Annotated in this window: 11 protein-coding genes, 1 tRNA gene and 1 pseudogene; 10 read left to right on the forward strand and 3 right to left on the reverse strand. The window is 67.3% G+C overall.

Going from position 1 to position 15,246, the window contains the following annotated elements; translation table 11 throughout:
- Nucleotides 1-646 precede the first annotated feature (646 nt).
- The 9 genes from NBZ85_RS15315 (at nucleotide 647) to NBZ85_RS15355 (ending at nucleotide 11,724) form a co-directional block, all read left to right on the forward strand.
- Nucleotides 647-1,927, forward strand: coding sequence for an ABC transporter substrate-binding protein (locus NBZ85_RS15315; RefSeq protein ID WP_261555500.1), 1,281 nt, complete (start codon nucleotides 647-649; stop codon nucleotides 1,925-1,927).
- Nucleotides 1,924-3,234: a phytanoyl-CoA dioxygenase family protein gene (locus NBZ85_RS15320; protein WP_261562098.1), complete on the forward strand. Its 1,311-nt coding sequence runs from the start codon at nucleotides 1,924-1,926 to the stop codon at nucleotides 3,232-3,234. The genes NBZ85_RS15315 and NBZ85_RS15320 overlap by 4 nt, the downstream gene beginning before the upstream one ends.
- A gap of 312 nt (nucleotides 3,235-3,546) precedes the next feature.
- A complete protein-coding gene (locus tag NBZ85_RS15325) occupies nucleotides 3,547-4,704 on the forward strand; it encodes an ABC transporter substrate-binding protein (RefSeq protein ID WP_498041245.1) in 1,158 nt (385 codons plus the stop codon).
- Nucleotides 4,701-6,014 (forward strand): phytanoyl-CoA dioxygenase family protein, encoded by a 1,314-nt coding sequence (locus NBZ85_RS15330; RefSeq protein ID WP_261555497.1) that lies wholly within the window; start codon nucleotides 4,701-4,703, stop codon nucleotides 6,012-6,014. Before NBZ85_RS15325 ends, NBZ85_RS15330 begins: the two co-directional genes overlap by 4 nt.
- A 186-nt stretch (nucleotides 6,015-6,200) precedes the next feature.
- Nucleotides 6,201-7,484 (forward strand): ABC transporter substrate-binding protein, encoded by a 1,284-nt coding sequence (locus tag NBZ85_RS15335; protein WP_261562099.1) that lies wholly within the window; start codon nucleotides 6,201-6,203, stop codon nucleotides 7,482-7,484.
- Nucleotides 7,481-8,785, forward strand: a complete 1,305-nt coding sequence (locus NBZ85_RS15340) for a phytanoyl-CoA dioxygenase family protein (RefSeq protein ID WP_261555495.1) — start codon at nucleotides 7,481-7,483, stop codon at nucleotides 8,783-8,785. Before NBZ85_RS15335 ends, NBZ85_RS15340 begins: the two co-directional genes overlap by 4 nt.
- A gap of 55 nt (nucleotides 8,786-8,840) precedes the next feature.
- Nucleotides 8,841-9,851: a FecCD family ABC transporter permease gene (locus NBZ85_RS15345; RefSeq protein WP_261562100.1), complete on the forward strand. Its 1,011-nt coding sequence runs from the start codon at nucleotides 8,841-8,843 to the stop codon at nucleotides 9,849-9,851.
- The gene (locus NBZ85_RS15350) at nucleotides 9,851-10,897 is read left to right on the forward strand and encodes a FecCD family ABC transporter permease (RefSeq protein ID WP_261562101.1); all 1,047 of its coding nucleotides are present in this window, start codon (nucleotides 9,851-9,853) and stop codon (nucleotides 10,895-10,897) included. Before NBZ85_RS15345 ends, NBZ85_RS15350 begins: the two co-directional genes overlap by 1 nt.
- Nucleotides 10,897-11,724: an ABC transporter ATP-binding protein gene (locus NBZ85_RS15355; RefSeq protein ID WP_261555492.1), complete on the forward strand. Its 828-nt coding sequence runs from the start codon at nucleotides 10,897-10,899 to the stop codon at nucleotides 11,722-11,724. Before NBZ85_RS15350 ends, NBZ85_RS15355 begins: the two co-directional genes overlap by 1 nt.
- 687 nt (nucleotides 11,725-12,411) lie before the next feature.
- Here the strand turns inward: NBZ85_RS15355 and NBZ85_RS15360 are convergent.
- Nucleotides 12,412-12,519 (reverse strand): annotated as a pseudogene (locus NBZ85_RS15360) (DDE-type integrase/transposase/recombinase); the annotation flags it as partial.
- A gap of 282 nt (nucleotides 12,520-12,801) precedes the next feature.
- Between NBZ85_RS15360 and NBZ85_RS15365 the strand changes: the two are divergent.
- Nucleotides 12,802-13,620, forward strand: a complete 819-nt coding sequence (locus NBZ85_RS15365; RefSeq protein WP_261555508.1) for a hypothetical protein — start codon at nucleotides 12,802-12,804, stop codon at nucleotides 13,618-13,620.
- Nucleotides 13,621-14,147: 527 nt separating this feature from the next.
- On the opposite strand, the gene NBZ85_RS15370 is transcribed toward NBZ85_RS15365, so the two are convergent.
- Together NBZ85_RS15370 and NBZ85_RS15375 are read right to left on the reverse strand one after the other, a co-directional pair.
- Nucleotides 14,148-14,221, reverse strand: a tRNA-Pro gene (locus tag NBZ85_RS15370).
- Between the two features lie 161 nt (nucleotides 14,222-14,382).
- The gene (locus NBZ85_RS15375; RefSeq protein ID WP_261562102.1) at nucleotides 14,383-14,967 is read right to left on the reverse strand and encodes a hypothetical protein; all 585 of its coding nucleotides are present in this window, start codon (nucleotides 14,965-14,967) and stop codon (nucleotides 14,383-14,385) included.
- Nucleotides 14,968-15,246: the final 279 nt, after the last annotated feature.

Raw genomic sequence — 15,246 nt, forward strand, 5'->3', positions numbered from 1 at the left:
CTCGGAAGTTGCTCTGTGGAAGGACTACTTCCTACCGAGGCCCCGCGTTTCCCTGCCTACCCCCCTCCGCCCGTCACAGATAGTGATCGAACGCGGAGTGTGACGGCCCGTTGCAGGGAAAGGCTCAGTGCCGTTGCCTGGACAGGTGACGACCCAAGATCACAGAAGATCTTGGTGCGTTCAGCTTCGCCTCGTCGTGTGGGTATGCCTCAAGTTCGCGCGGGCTACTGCCGTGCACGAAATCAAATCCAGCCCACTCTGGGAGGAGTGCGAGATGTTCTCAAGGGCGTAGGTTGCCCGAGGCTGACGCCTGTTTCGTCGCCGGCTGGCGTAGTGGCCACGCTGTCGGCACTCGCGCTGGTCCTGGCCTCGGTAGCGCCTGCCGTCGTAATGCCGGGACCGCGCGGAACTGAGGACCGCAGCCCAGACCGGCGGCCCGGTGTCCGGTAGCCGCTTCCTTCGCTCTGTCCCAAAGCACCGCTGAAGCATTCACTTAAGGTTCGGGATCCAGGCATGGTCGCTTTCGGTGGCGGGCGCAGGAGTTTGGTCATGTCATTACGCTGCCGGGGAGATTTCTGTAGGCACCGTGAAAGGGCGTGTAGTGGAGAGTCCCAGGAGGCTTCGATGGTCGGTTCTCACTGTTGGTATGGCGGTCGGCCTGGCCGCGTGCGGCAGTTCCAGTTCTGGCGGTTCCCCGGCAGCCTCGGCCAGTCCCGCCTCGGCTAGTCCCGCTGCGCCGACGCAGCGTATCGCCACCGACAACCCCATCGCCATGGATGAATTAATCTCCGTCGGTAAGAAGCCGGCCTGCGCTGTGAACGCGGATTCGAAGAATTCTCCGCAAATTGCCGACCATCTCGACGGGATCACAGATCTAGGGCCGCGAGTAAGTGGCACACTCTTCAACATCGATGCACTGGCCAAGTGTAAGCCCGACGTGATTGTTGTGGACGTGCAGACCCCTGCTGTACTGAACACGGTTGGGAAGATCGGTAAGGTGGTGGCGTGGGTTGGGCCGAATCCGCCGATCAATCCGGACGGAACGGCGGGATCGACCTGGCGCAACTGGCTGCATGCGGCCGCGGATCCGGTCGGGGCGACGGCGCAGGCCAACACCGTCATCGCTACCGTTGACCTCCGGGAGGGCGCGCTGCGAGGCATGTTGCAGGGGAGACAGCTCGCAACGGTTGACGCTCGATCGACCTCCTCCTACATGGTGGTCAACAAGTACCTGCCGCTGTCGTGGGCATACGTCCGGGATCTCGGTATCAAGAACTACCAGACCACCGCGGCGAACTATGAGGAGCCGGGCTGCCTCGACGAGAAGAAGCCGGAGGCGTGCTACAGCAAGGAGCTGAGCATGGAGACCTTGCCGGCGCTGAGTGGCGTCGATGCCATACTCGTCCAGACGCGGGCCGTGACCTCGGCGGATGTGGATGTGTTCAAGGTGAATCCGCTGTTCGCGAACCTCCCCGCCGTGAAGAGCGGACACTTGTCGGTCGCGACGGCGTACACGGACACCGGGCCCATCGGCATCTCGTTCCTGTTCGACAAGGTCGCCGACGCATTCCATGTCAAGGAGTTCCACGCCGCGCTCAAGGGCGGCGGGCGCGCGCATCTTGTGGTGGATTCGGCGGCGAACAAGCTGTGCTGGTCGGTGTCGCCGTCTCCCGGGACCAGTAAGCCGGACGGGACCATCAAGATTGCCGCGGGAGGATCCACCGTGAAGCTTGCCGACAAGGCGACGTTCACGCCCGCTGAGACCGACTCCCAAACGAGTCCGCCCACGGTCTTCAGCACGGGTTGCGCCGCGGTCGCGCCCAAGGTTGCGCAGGCGCTGGTGGCTTCGCCCGCCTCGGCGAAGCTGACCGCGGTCGGGGGTTCGGGGTCGTTGGCGCCGGGTGCGGCGTCGGTGGTCGTGGGATGACGACCGAGGTGCGGAGCGTCGAGGCCGGCTCCGTGGCACGGATGGGCTCGCTGGATCGCGATGGGTGGCTGATCGGCCGGCAGGTGCTTCCCCCGGAGCTGGTCCGGCGGGTCCGCCAGCCGCTGGTGGACGCGCTGCAGAAGGAGGGCCTGGTCGAGCCGTCGCCGGCGGGGGCGGACCGGGTCCGCTGGACCGGTGGGGTCGAGGACGCCCGGCGTCATCGCAACGGTTCCGGGGTGACCAATTGGTATCGGGACGAGCTGGCGTTCCTGCCCTTGGTCCAGGATGGGCATGTCCGCCGCGTGGTCGAGGACCTGTGGGGACGTCCCGCACTGCTGTGGGACAATACCGCAGCGTTCTTGAAGGTCCCAAACTCGAGCTCGCCGCCCGAGCGGACGGAATGGATCGGTCATACAGACACCTGGCAGGATGCCGGAATCGGTGGATTGAGCGATCATTTCGATCTGTGGGTGCCGTTGACGGATATCGGGCCCTTCGACGGATCGCTGGCGTTCCACACCGGCTCACACGTCGCGCGCGCGGATCGGTATCCCCGGACCAGTCATGGGGTCGGGCCCGCGCAGGTGGCAGACGAAGGCTGGGAGGTGGCGGGCTACTCGGTGGGCGACGCCGTCCTGTTCCGGCCGGACGTCGTTCATTGGTCCGCGGTGAATACCGGCCTGGATCTGCGCATCGCGGTGGTCTTCCGAGGGCAGATCGCGGACCTCCCGCTGCCGCCGGCAGCGGGAATGTCCTGGGACCGGACACAGGCGATGAGTACCACCGAGTCGAGCATCCTTGCACTGCTGGCGACCCAGCCGGGCGTCGGATGGACACATCGGGAGCTGAACCGCGCGTTCACGCCGGCTGGAATGATCGGGAGGTATCTTCCGCTGCCGCCACCCGGGCAACTGAACCGGACCAACGTTCTCGGCCAGGCCGTCGACATGCTGGTGACGCGTGGCGCGATCGTCAGCGCCGACCATGCCGATGGCGGAGGCCTGCACAGCTACTCCCTCACCGAAACTGGCCGGCAGGCTGGCGACGTGTGGCTCGCCACCCCGACCCGGCTCGTCGCCGAGCTGATGACCGTCGTCCCGCTGCGCCTCGCCCTGGCGCGTGCGGGCGGCTCGATCGATCTGGCCGGCATGGTCCGATCCCAGCTCGAATGCCTGGACCGCCTCGAGGAGCCCGCCGAAAGGCCGCCGCCGGGCGACGACGGGATTCGGCAGAGCTGGCGGCGGGCGACAGTGCACGGCTGCCGCGAGATCCTCACCGCGGCCGGTTCCGCCACCATCGATCGATGACGGTAGTCGCAGCACAATGACGGTAGCCACTGAACCTCGGTCGGCCGCCGGTCCGTCGGGGGATCCGTGAGCTGGTCCTGCGCCTCGCCATGACATTGAGCTGCCGGGATGGTTTCTGTGGACACCATGAAAGGGCGTGCAGTGGGCAGTCCGAAAAGACGTGGATGGTCGGTTCTCGCTGTTGGTATGGCGGTCGCCCTGGCCGCGTGTGGCAGTTCCGGTTCTGGCGGATCCCCAGCAGCCTCGGCTAGTCCCGGCTCGGCTAGTCCCGCTGCGTCGACGCAGCGTATCGCCACCAACAATCCCATCGCCATGGATGCATTGATAGCCGTCGGCCAGAAGCCGGCTTGCGCTCTGGCCGCGAATTCGACGGATAATCCAGAGCTTGCCGACTACCTCGACGGGATCACAGATCTGGGGCAGCTAGTAGAGGGCACGGTCTTCAACCTCGACGCTCTGGCCAAGTGTAAGCCCGAAGTGATTATCATGAACACAGACGACCCCGGCGTGCTGAAAACGGTTGGGAAGATCGCTAAAGCGGTGGAGTTCGTTGAGCCGAATCCGCCGATCAATCCGGATGGAACGGCCGGGTCGACCTGGCGCAACTGGCTGCACGCGGCCACGGATCCGGTCGGGGCGACGGCGCAAGCCAACACCGTCATCTCTACCATTGACCTCCAGGAAGGCGCGCTGAAAGGCATGTTGCAGGGGAGGGAGCTCGCGGTGGTTGACGCTCGATCGACCTCCTCCTACAGGGTGGTCAACAAGTACCTGCCGCTGGCGTGGGCCTACGTCCGGGATCTCGGTATCAAGAACTACCAGACCACCGCGGCGAACTACGAGGAGCCGGGCTGCCTCGACGACAAGAAGCCGGATGCGTGCTACAGCAAGGAGCTGAGCATGGAGACGATGCCGGCACTGAGCGGCGTTGACGCCGTGCTTGTCCAGTCGCGGTCCGTGGCCTCCTCGTCGGATCTGGATGTGTTCAAGGCGAATCCGCTGTTCGCGAGCCTCCCCGCCGTGAAGAGCGGGCACCTGGCGGTCGCGGCGTCGTACGCGGACACCGGGCCCATCGGCGTCTCGTTCCTGTTCGACAAGGTCGCCGACGCGTTCCATGTCAAGGAGTTCCACGCCGCGCTCAAGGACGGTGGACGTGCCCATCTCGCGGTGGATCCGGCAGCGAACAAGCTGTGCTGGTCGGTGTCCCCGGCCGCCGGAACCAGTAAGCCGGACGGGACCATCAAGATAGCCGCGGGAGGATCCACCGTGAGCCTTACCAGCAAGGCGACGTTCACGCCCGCTGAGACCGACTACCAGACGAGTCCGCCCACGGTCTTCAGCACGGGCTGTGCCGCGGTCGCGCCCAAGGTCGCGCAGGCGTTGGTGGCCTCGCCCGCGTCGGCGAAGCTGAGTGCGGCCGGGGGTTCGGGGTCGTTGGCGCCGGGTGCGGCGTCGGTGGTCGTGGGATGACCGTCGAGGCGCCGGGCGTCGTGGCCGGCTCCGTGGCACGGATGGGCTCGCTGGAGCGCGACGGCTGGCTGGTCGGCCGGCAGGTGCTGCCGGTGGAGCTGGTTCGGCGGGTCCGTCAGCCGTTGGTGGAGGCGCTGCGGGCGGAGGGTCTGGTCGGGCCGTCGCCGGTGGGGGCGGATCGGGTCCGCTGGACTGGCGGGATCGAGGACGCTCGGCGTCATCGCAACGGTTCCGGGGTAACCAATTGGTATCGGGACGAGCTGGCGTTCCTGCCGTTGGTCCAGGATGGGCATGTCCGCCGCGTGGTCGAGGACCTGTGGGGTCGCCGGGCCCTGCTGTGGGCCAATACCGCGGCGTTCCTGAAGGTCCCGGACGTGAGTTCACCCGAACGGATGGAATGGATCGGTCATGCCGACGGCTGGCAGAACGACGGAATCGGTGCACCGAGCGATCACTTCGATCTGTGGGTGCCGTTGACGGACATCGGGTCCTTCGATGGATCGCTGGCGTTCCATACCGGCTCACACGTGGCACGTGCGGAGCGGTATCCCCGGACCAGTCATGGTGTCGGGCCTGCGCAGGTGGCGGACGAGGGTTGGGAGGTGGCGGGCTACTCGGTGGGCGACGCGGTTCTGTTTCGGCCGGACGTCGTGCACTCTTCCGCGGTGAACACTGGGCTGGATCTGCGTATCGGGGTGGTGTTCCGGGGTCAGGTCGCGGACCTTCCGCTGCCGCCGGCAGCGGGAATGTCCTGGGACCGGACACAGACGATGAGCACCACCGAGTCGTGTGTCCTGGCACTGCTGGCGACCCGGCCGGACGTCGGCTGGACACGTCGAGAGCTGAACCGCGCGTTCACGCCGCCTGGAATGATCGGGAGGTATCTTCCGCTGCCGCCACCCGGGCAACTGAGCCGATCCGACGTTCTCGGCCAGGCCGTCGACATGCTGGCGACGCGTGGCGCGATCACCAGGGCCGACCGGGACGACCAGGCCGATGACGGAGGCGAGCACAGCTACTCCCTCACCGAGACAGGCCGGCAGGCTGCCGACGAGTGGCTTGCCGCCCCGACCCGGCTCGTTGCCGAGCTGATGACCGTCGTCCCACTGCGCCTTGCCCTCGCCCGCGCGGCCCGATCGGACCTGGCCGGCATGGTCCGATCCCAGATGGAATGTCTGGACCAGCTTGCGGAGTCCGCAGAGAAGGGGCTGTCGGACGACGACGAGATTCGGCAGGGCTGGCGGCGGGCGACAGTGCACGGCTGCCGCGAGATCCTCACCGCGGCCGATTCCGCCACCATCAATCGATAACGGTAGCCGCAGAATAATGACGGTAGCCGCTGAACCTTGGTCGGCCGCCGGTCTGTCAGGGGATCCGCGAGCTGGTCCTGCGCCTCGCCATGCCATTGAGCTGCCGGGATGGTTTCTGTAGACACCATGAAAGGGTGTGCAGTGGGCAGTCCGAAAAGACGTGGATGGTCGGTTCTCGCTGTTGGTATGGCGGTCGGCCTGGCCGCGTGTGGCAGTTCCAGTTCTGGCGGGTCCCCAGCAGCATCGGCCAGTTCCACCTCGGCTAGTCCCGCCGCGCCGACGCAGCGCATCGCCACCGACAACTCCATCCCCATGGATGCATTGATCGCCGTCGGTCAGAAGCCGGCCTGCGCCCTGAACGCGGATGCGAAGGATTCACCAGAACTTGCCGACTATCTTGACGGGATTACAAATCTGGGGCCACGGGTAAACGGCACGGTCTTCAACATCGACGCGCTGGCCAAGTGTCGACCCGACGTGATTATCGTGAGCGGAAAAGACCCCGGCGTCCTGAATACGGTCGGGAAGATCGGTAAAGCGGTGAACTACGTTCAGCCGAATCCGCCGATCAATCCGGACGGATCGGCGGGATCGACCTGGCGTAACTGGCTGCATGCGGCCGCGGATCCGGTCGGGGCGACGGCGCAGGCCAACACCGTCATCGCCACCGTCGATCTCCGGGAGGGCGCGCTGAAGGGCATGCTGCAGGGGAAGACGCTTGCGGTGCTTGACGCTCGATCGACCTCCTCCTACCTGGTAGCCAACAAGTACCTCCCGCTGGCATGGGCCTACGTCCGGGATCTCGGTATCAAGAACTTCCAGCTTGCCTCGCCGGACGACTATGAGGAGGCGGGCTGCACCGACGACAAGAAACCGGAGGCGTGCTATAGCAAGGAACTGAGCATGGAGACCCTGCCGGCGCTGAGCGGCCTCGATGCCATACTCGTCCAGACGCGGGCCGTGACCTCGGCGGACGTGGATGTGTTCAAGGCGAATCCGCTTTTCGTGAACCTCCCCGCGGTCAAGAGCGGGCACCTGTCTGTGGCGACGGCATACACGAACACCGGCCCTATCGGCATCTCGTTCCTGTTCGACAAGGTCGCCGACGCGTTTCATGTGAAGGAGTTCCACGCCACGCTGAAGGATGGCGGTCGCGCGCATCTCGCGGTGGATCCGGCGGCGAACAAGGTGTGCTGGTCGGTGTCGCCGGCGCCTGGCACCAGTAAGCCGGGCGGGTCGATCAAGATTGCCGCGGGAGGATCCACCGTGAAGCTTGCCGACAAGGCGACGTTCACGCCCGCTGAGACCGACTACCAGACGAGTCCGCCCACGGTCTTCAGCACGGGTTGCGCGGCTGTCGCGCCCAAGCTTGCGCAGGCGTTGGTGGCCTCGCCCGCGTCGGCGAAGCTGACCGCGGTCGGGGGTTCGGGGTCGTTGGTGCCGGGTGCGGCGTCGGTGGTCGTGGGATGACCGTCGAGGCGCCGGGCGTCACGGCCGGCTCTGTGGTGCGGGCGGGTTCGCTGGAGCGTGACGGCTGGCTGGTCGGCCGGCAGGTGCTTCCGGTGGAGCTGGTTCGGCGGGTCCGTCAGCCTCTGGTGGACGCGCTGCAGAAGGAGGGTCTGGTCGGGCCGTCGCCGCCGGGGGCGGATCGGTTCCGCTGGACTGGCGGGGTCGAGGACGCTCGGCGTCATCGCAACGGTTCCGGGGTAACCAATTGGTATCGGGACGAGCTGGCGTTCCTGCCCCTGGTCCAGGACGGGCATGTCCGGCGTGTGGTTGAGGACCTGTGGGGTCGCCGTGCTCTGCTGTGGGCCAATACCGCGGCGTTCCTGAAGGTCCCGGACGCGAGTTCACCCGAACGGTCAGAATCGATTGGTCATGCAGACAGCTGGCAGAACGACGGAATCGGCGAATCGAGTGATTATTTCGATCTGTGGGTGCCGTTGACGGATATCGGGCCCTTCGACGGATCGCTGGCGTTCCACACCGGCTCACACGTCGCGCGCGCGGATCGGTATCCCCGGACCAGTCATGGGGTCGGGTCCGCGCAGGTGGCGGAGGAGGGTTGGGAGGTGGCGGGCTACTCGGTGGGCGACGCCGTCCTGTTCCGGCCGGACGTCGTGCACTATTCCACGGTGAACACCGGCCTGGATCTGCGCGTCGGGGTGGTGTTCCGGGGTCAGGTCGCGGACCTTCCGCTGCCGCCGGCAGCGGGAATGTTCTGGGACCGGACCCAGGCGATGAGTACCACCGAGTCGTGCGTCCTGGCCCTGCTGGCGACCCGGCCGGACGTCGGAGGGGCACGTGGGGATCTGTACCGAGCGTTCGCACCGTCTGGAATGATCGGGAGGTATCTTCCGCTGCCACCACCCGGGCAGCTCGCCCGAGCCGACGTGCTCGGGCAGGCCATCGACCTACTGGTGGCGCGGGGTGCGATCACCAGGGCCGACCGGGCCGACGGCGAAGGCGCGGACAGCTACTCCCTCACCGAAGCAGGCCGGCAGGCTGGCGACGAGTGGCTTGCCACCCCGAACCGGCTCGTCGCTGAGCTGATGACGGTCGTCCCGCTGCGCCTTGCCCTCGCGCGCGCGGCCCGGTCGGATCTGGCCAGCATGATCCGATCCCAGCTCGCATGCCTGGAGCACCTTGAGGAGTCCGCCGACAAGCAGCCGTCGGGCGACGATGGGATTAGGCAGGGCTGGCAGCGGGCGATGGTGCAGGGCTGCCGGCATCTCCTTGCCACCGCCAGCTCCGCCACCATCGATCGATGACGATAGCCGCAGAACAATGACGATAGTCGCTGAACCTCGGTCGACTGGTAGCGGCGTGACGACGACGCACCTCGCTCTACGACGCCGTCTCGTGGCGGCCGTAAGCGTCGTGTTACTCGTGTTCACCGCCGTCCTGAGCCTGCGGGTGGGCGCCGCGCCGGTCGGCTGGCACCAGTTCGTCCATGCCCTCTTCCACTACACGGGCACCCAGCAGGACATGATTGTCCGTGATCTGCGCGGGCCGCGGGTGCTCGTGGCCATGGAGGTGGGGATCGGCTTCGCCGTCGCCGGCACCCTCGTGCAGGGACTCACCCGCAACCCGCTCGCCGACCCGGGAATCTTCGGGATCAACGCCGGTGCCGCGCTGAGCGTCGTGATCGGCATCAGTGTGTTCGGGGCGGTGCGGCCCGCGGAGTACGTGTGGTTCGCGTTTCCCGGTGCACTGGCCGCCTCGACCACGGCATTCGTCATATCAATCGCAGCACGTGGCCGGCCGACCCCGGTCACCCTCACCCTGGCCGGCGTCATCACCGCGACGCTCTGCAGCGCGGTGACGGGCATCATCACGTTCCTGAATCCCGCGGTGGCGGAAGGCTTCCAGTTCTGGGTGATCGGAAACGTCGGTGGCCGCGGTATCAAGGTCGTCGTCGCAACCGCGCCCGTGGTTGTGCTGGGGTTGGCCGTCGCCCTGACACTCGGGCGGTCCCTGAATGCCCTGTCGCTGGGGGAGGATGTCGCGCGAACCCTGGGGCAACGGGTCGGTGTGACGAAGGCGGCGGCCATCGTGGCGGTCATCCTGCTGGCCGGCGCGTCGGTGGCCGCGGCGGGGCCGATCGCCTTCGTGGGGCTGGCGGTGCCGAACGCCCTGCGGACCATCATCGGCGACGACTACCGGTGGCTGCTGCCGCTGTCCGCGCTCACCGGAGCGACCTTCGTCCTGGGAACCGACGTGATCGGGCGGGTCATCGATCGCCCGACCGAGTTCCAGACCGGGCTGGTGATCTCGGCCATCGGCGCCCCCCTGTTCCTCTACCTCGTCAGCCGGCGCAGGATACGGACCCTGTGATGCGGCGCGTCTCGGTCCGCGTCGCGCGGCCGGAGTTCTCCCGGCAGATCAGCACCCGTTCCGTCACCGTGCTCCTGGTGGTGCTCGCAGCCACCACGGTGGCGATCATCCTCACCACCGCGTACGGGGACTACTCGGTGCCCCTCAACCGCACCGTGGAGGCGATTCTCGGCAACGGCGATCCCATTGACACATTGGTCATCCGTGACCACCGCCTGCCGCGGGTGCTGATGTGCGTGCTGGTCGGAGCCGCGTTGGCCCTGTCCGGCGGGGTGTTCCAGACCCTGACGCGCAACCCGCTGGCCGCCCCCGACATCATCGGCGTCACCCAGGGGGCGGCGGTGGTCGCCGTGTGGATGATCCTGAGAGGGCTGCCGGAGGCGGTGCTGCCCGTCGGGGCGTTCGCGGGGGCCATGGCCGCACTGGCCGTCGTCGCGGTACTCGGCGTCCGGCGTGATCTTTCGATGTATCGTCTCATCCTCATCGGCATCGGACTGAACACGCTCATCGGTGCGGCCGTGACCTACCTGATCGCGAGGGCCAACGCGGTCGAGCGTGAGCGGCTCAACCTGGCCGAGCAGTGGCTCGTCGGAAGCACGAGCGCGACCACCTGGCCCAAAGTGGGCATCGCCGCGGGCACGCTCGCCCTACTGACCCCGGCGATCCTCTCCTGCGGGCGCTCGTTGAACACCCTCCAGCTCGGCGATGACCTCGGGGCCGCGCTCGGCGTTCCGATCCGACGGCTGCAGCTGACCACGGTCAGCCTCGCCGCGTTACTCGCCGCGGTGGCCGTGTCGGTCACCGGTCCGATCGGTTTCGTGGCCTTCGTCAGTCCGCACATCGCCCGCCGGCTCACCGGGACCGCAGGCGTCGCCTCCATGCCGACCGCGATGGGGGTCGGCGGCCTGCTGCTCCTGATCGCCGACTACGCGGCCCAACGCGTCCTCGAGCCCTCGCAGCTTCCCGTGGGCTACGTGACGATCGTCCTGGGGGCTCCCTACCTGCTGTACCTGCTGGTCCGGGGTGAATCCAGGATGGGAGCATGATGAGCGAGCACGCCCTGGGTGTCGACCACGTGTCGTTGGGTTATGGCCGCGTCCCTGTCGTGAAGGACCTCCAGACCACGTTCCCCCCGGGACTCATCACCTCGATCGTCGGCGCCAACGGCTGCGGCAAGTCGACGTTGCTCCGCGGGCTCGCCAGGCTGCTGACACCCACGAGCGGCACCGTTCTCCTCGACGGGAAGTCGATCCACGCGCAGCGCTCCAAAGAGGTCGCCAAGCGACTCGGACTGCTCCCGCAAGGCCCGACGGTTCCCGAAGGCCTCACCGTCGAGGAACTCGTCTCCCGAGGCCGCTATCCCCACCAGAGCTTCCGTCGGCAGTGGAGCATCACCGACGAGCAGGCGGTCGAGGAGGCGCTGCGACTCACCCGTACCCACGATCTACGCGACCGGCCGGTGGACGAGCTCTCCGGCGGCCAACGCCAACGGGTCTGGATCGCACTCGTCCTCGCGCAGGACACCCCGATCCTCCTGCTCGACGAGCCGACTACCTTCCTGGACATCGCCCACCAGCTCGAGGTCCTCGGCCTGCTCCGGGAACTCAACGAGCAGCAGAACCGGACGGTCATCCTGGTCCTCCACGATCTGAACCAGGCAGCCCGCTACTCGCACCATCTCATCGCCATGCGTGAGGGCCAGATCGTCGCAGCCGGCCCACCACAGGAAATTATGACAGTCGACGTCGTCCAGGAGGTGTTCGGAATCCAATCGGTGATCATCGCTGACCCCGTCACGGGAACTCCCATGTGCGTCCCGAAACCCAACACCGAAAATAAGCTCGTGACTGAAATCCGGAAGCAGCAGGTGTGAAGATTTTTAAAGGTCGGGGCCTATTTGATCACATCCGGCCCGGCCCAGGCGATCGGAATGTCTCACCACCGGTACCCACGGAATCGGCTTTCGAGGTAGACGGGCAGTCTCGTCAGCGGCTCGACGGCACGGGCGTGCGCCCAGAGGTGGGCTTCGCCCCAGAGGCCCGGGAGCTCTGGTTGGCCCGACAGCACGATGCGGCCCTCCTCCCAGTGGTAACCGGTCCCGGCCGGACTGTGCCGCAGAAGGACGCTGGTTCGTCCGGGACTGCCAGCGGCGCCCTGATCGGCCAGGCGGCGGGTTCACCGCGGCCTTGGTGCCATCCCCGGTGGGCCGGAAGCTGCCGAACTGTCCCACCGGCAACATCGGTAAATCCGCCGGCAACATCGGCAAAAGTTCGGCACCCTCGACGAATGTTCCGGTGGGCCCTCCAAGTGGCGGGTTAGGAAAGTGTGAGCTTCCGAGTACGGCGCTCTGAGTGGACCACAGATAACCCGGCAGTGCCGAGTAGCAGGCCGGTTGCGATTCCCTCTGGTGAGTTTTCGGGGCACCAAGGAGGTTCCAGCGGCCACGCGTACACACCGCAGTCGGGCGCGGGCAGCTATGGAACGGGAACGCCGCACGTTCCTGACGCGCAGCGGCGCGGCCCTGGCGGCCTCGGCACATCAGTGGTTTCTGACGGACCCTGCCCACCTGGCCGCGAGTGACGGAGCGCAGCCGTTTCAGCCCGCGCATCGGCCGTAGCCGTGCTTTCAGCCGGGCATGGTCGGCGTTGATCCGGTGGTTCTCCCGTGCGCGGCGCCGACGCCCGGTAATGCGGGCACTTTTATCAGACCCCGTGGCTACACTCTTTTGTACTGATCCATACAGATCGCTGTGAGTGGAGGTCTCCTGGTGGCGACGGGCGGCGATCCCGGCCCCGGTGGCGATCCGAGCCCCGGGCCCGATGGTGATCCGGGGCCTGACAATGGTTCCGGTCCTGACAGGGGCCCGGGTCCTGACGGGGGCGCCGCCGGGGAACGCGCCATTCGGCGGATACTGCGGGACACCACGGTTGTCGCGGCGATAATCGGGGCGATGGCCGCCGTTCTGGTGGGACTGCTCCCCGTGATCTTCGATAGCGGGGACGACGACCACGCCGCGCAGGCCACGAACGAGCCGCCCGCCACGAACGAGCCGCCCGCCGCGGGTGGGCGGTCGGCCGCGGGTGGGCCGTCGGCGGTCTCCGCCGAGCGGGCTGGCACCGCCTTCGTTCTTCTGCCCGACGGCGACACCCACTACTGGGCGTCGCCGCGGGCGGTCGGAGACGACGAGATGTCGCAGGCTCCGGAGCCGTTCGACATGGCCGCGGCGCGGAAATGGATGCCCGCGCACGGCTTCGCCCAGGCGCGGGACGCCGCATACAAGCTTGTGGTGAGCAGCTCGACGGACGGGCTGAGCATCGTCGGGATGACGGCGGAGATCGTCGAGCGTTCGGCCCCGGTGAACGGAACGCTGGCCTGCGCACCTGCGCAGGGCGGAATCGGAAACGTCAACATCTGGTTCGATCTGGATTCGCCGGACCTGGCCGCCCGGTCAGCGGTCCCGGACGGTGATTTCTCGAAACTGATTGACGACCACTATTTTGACACCTATTCGCGGGTGCTGCGGCCGGGGGACACCGAGGTCTTCAAGATAGACGTCCGCGCCAAGCGGGGAAGCTATTCCTGGCGGATCCGCCTGCGGTATGTCCAGCAGGGGCAGGCAGGCGAGGCGGTGCTGGGGCTCGGGGACGACCAGCCGATCGTGCTGCACGGCACCGCGCCGGCCGAGACGTACGGCTCGATCTACGACGCCGACTACACCCGTCGGCGATGGGTCCGCGGCGGGAAGGAGTCGGTCCTGTGCTTCCCGTAGCCTGGCCGCGGCCGGCGAGCGCGTGCGCCTGCCGGCCTGTTGGCGAGGCCGGCATCGGCGGGGACACGGATGCCGACGAGATCGCCATCCGCTCATCGGTCTTCGGCAGGGCGGACAGCAACACGGGCTCTTCGTCCCGCAGGCCGTAGTAGGACGCGGCGCTGAACCGCCGGCCGATCGCCCAGCCCTTCGCCGTCTGGCGGGCCTTCACAGCAGCGAACAGCCGGCCCGACTGCTGCGGGGCCAAGGTCGCGCGTCCCGCGCCGTCCCGCGCCGTCGCGGGCGGGAGCCTGCTCGTTCTCTGCGTCCACATCCCCTGTCTCACCTCATCGTGAGAGGTGGGGTACCTCCACCCCGATCGCCGATCAGTGGCAGCCGTGGGGAGTCGCTGAGCCGGCATCTGACGAGGAATCGGTCCCCAGATGGTCCCCAGCCGGAAGGGCCCGACGCCGCGGACTGACCTCGTACGCGCATGAAAAAGGCTGCTGACCAGGACTTTCGCCCCGTCCAGCAGCCTCATGTTCCCGTCGGGACGACAGGATTTGAACCTGCGACCCCCAGACCCCCAGTCTGGTGCGCTACCAAGCTGCGCCACGTCCCGTACGGCAGCAACATTACCGTATCGGCGACCCGGGGTGGTGACCGGGGGTCGCGTCAGCGTCGACGCGACCCCCGACCCTCGTGCGCGGCCCCGCGTGGGACCAGGCCGAGGCCGTCACCCACGAGGGTCTCTGTGCGGCTGATTTCCGCGATGGTGCAGGGTCAGGCCGCGCCCTGGGCGCGCCGCCGAGCCACCCCCGCGCCAATCAGCAGAGCACCGACGGTGGCACCGGCGAGGGGGAGCAGGGGCGAGGACCCGTGGTCGGCCATGCCGCCGCCGCCGGCGGCCACGCCACCGACTCCGCCGCCCACGACTCCGACCCCGACGCCGGCGACGACGCCGCCAACCGGGCAGTCCTTGTTCTTGTCCTTGTCGTCCCAGTTGAACCAGTCGTCGTCCTTGCCGTCCTTGTTGTTGTCCTTGCCGTCGACGCCGTCCTTGTTACCGACGCCGTCCTTGTTGCCGCCGTCGAGGCCGTCGGCGCGGACCTGCTTGTCGCCGTCGACGCCGTCCTTGTTACCGACGCCGTCCTTGTTACCGACGCCGTCCTTGCCGTCGACGCCGTCCTTGTTGTCCTTGTTCTTGTCGCCGAAGATGTCCCAGTCGTCCTTCTTGTCGCCGCAGGTGTTGTTGTTCTTGTCGTCGAAGGCGTGGGCGGCGACGATGCTGGGCCCGAAGGTGAGGGCGACACTCGCTGCACTCGACATCGCGAGAACGGCGGCGCTCCGGCCCATACCCTTCTTCATCTGGTCCCCTCTCTAACGTACGGTGATCAATATGTCACTGCGAGTGACACCATAGCGACTGCGTGTGGGGATGGGTGGCAAGCGGGCCGGGCGTGGTGCGACCGGTCCGGCCAGCGCGAGAACCGCCGTGCCGACTGGATTTCACGGCTTGTCCCGCCGTCGACCGGGATGGCGGGCGCCGCCGGTGGCCGGCCTCGAGCCGTCCCGCGCGTGCTCACCGATTGTGGCCAACTTGCTCGCTAGGGTGACGGTCGGTGAAGGGTCGGGAGGGGGTGAAGG

The organism is Frankia tisae (genome assembly GCF_025403405.1).
Lineage (GTDB): Bacteria > Actinomycetota > Actinomycetes > Frankiales > Frankiaceae > Frankia > Frankia tisai.

Excerpts from the sequence above, each read along its gene's own strand:
- NBZ85_RS15315 (WP_261555500.1), top strand. The coding sequence starts at position 647 with ATGGCGGTCGGCCTGGCCGCGTGCGGCAGTTCCAGTTCTGGCGGTTCC.
- NBZ85_RS15320 (WP_261562098.1), top strand. The coding sequence starts at position 1,924 with ATGACGACCGAGGTGCGGAGCGTCGAGGCCGGCTCCGTGGCACGGATG.
- NBZ85_RS15325 (WP_498041245.1), top strand. The coding sequence starts at position 3,547 with ATGGATGCATTGATAGCCGTCGGCCAGAAGCCGGCTTGCGCTCTGGCC.
- NBZ85_RS15330 (WP_261555497.1), top strand. The coding sequence starts at position 4,701 with ATGACCGTCGAGGCGCCGGGCGTCGTGGCCGGCTCCGTGGCACGGATG.
- NBZ85_RS15335 (WP_261562099.1), top strand. The coding sequence starts at position 6,201 with ATGGCGGTCGGCCTGGCCGCGTGTGGCAGTTCCAGTTCTGGCGGGTCC.
- NBZ85_RS15340 (WP_261555495.1), top strand. The coding sequence starts at position 7,481 with ATGACCGTCGAGGCGCCGGGCGTCACGGCCGGCTCTGTGGTGCGGGCG.
- NBZ85_RS15350 (WP_261562101.1), top strand. The coding sequence starts at position 9,851 with ATGCGGCGCGTCTCGGTCCGCGTCGCGCGGCCGGAGTTCTCCCGGCAG.
- NBZ85_RS15355 (WP_261555492.1), top strand. The coding sequence starts at position 10,897 with ATGAGCGAGCACGCCCTGGGTGTCGACCACGTGTCGTTGGGTTATGGC.
- NBZ85_RS15365 (WP_261555508.1), top strand. The coding sequence starts at position 12,802 with ATGGCCGCCGTTCTGGTGGGACTGCTCCCCGTGATCTTCGATAGCGGG.
- NBZ85_RS15375 (WP_261562102.1), bottom strand. The coding sequence starts at position 14,967 with ATGAAGAAGGGTATGGGCCGGAGCGCCGCCGTTCTCGCGATGTCGAGT.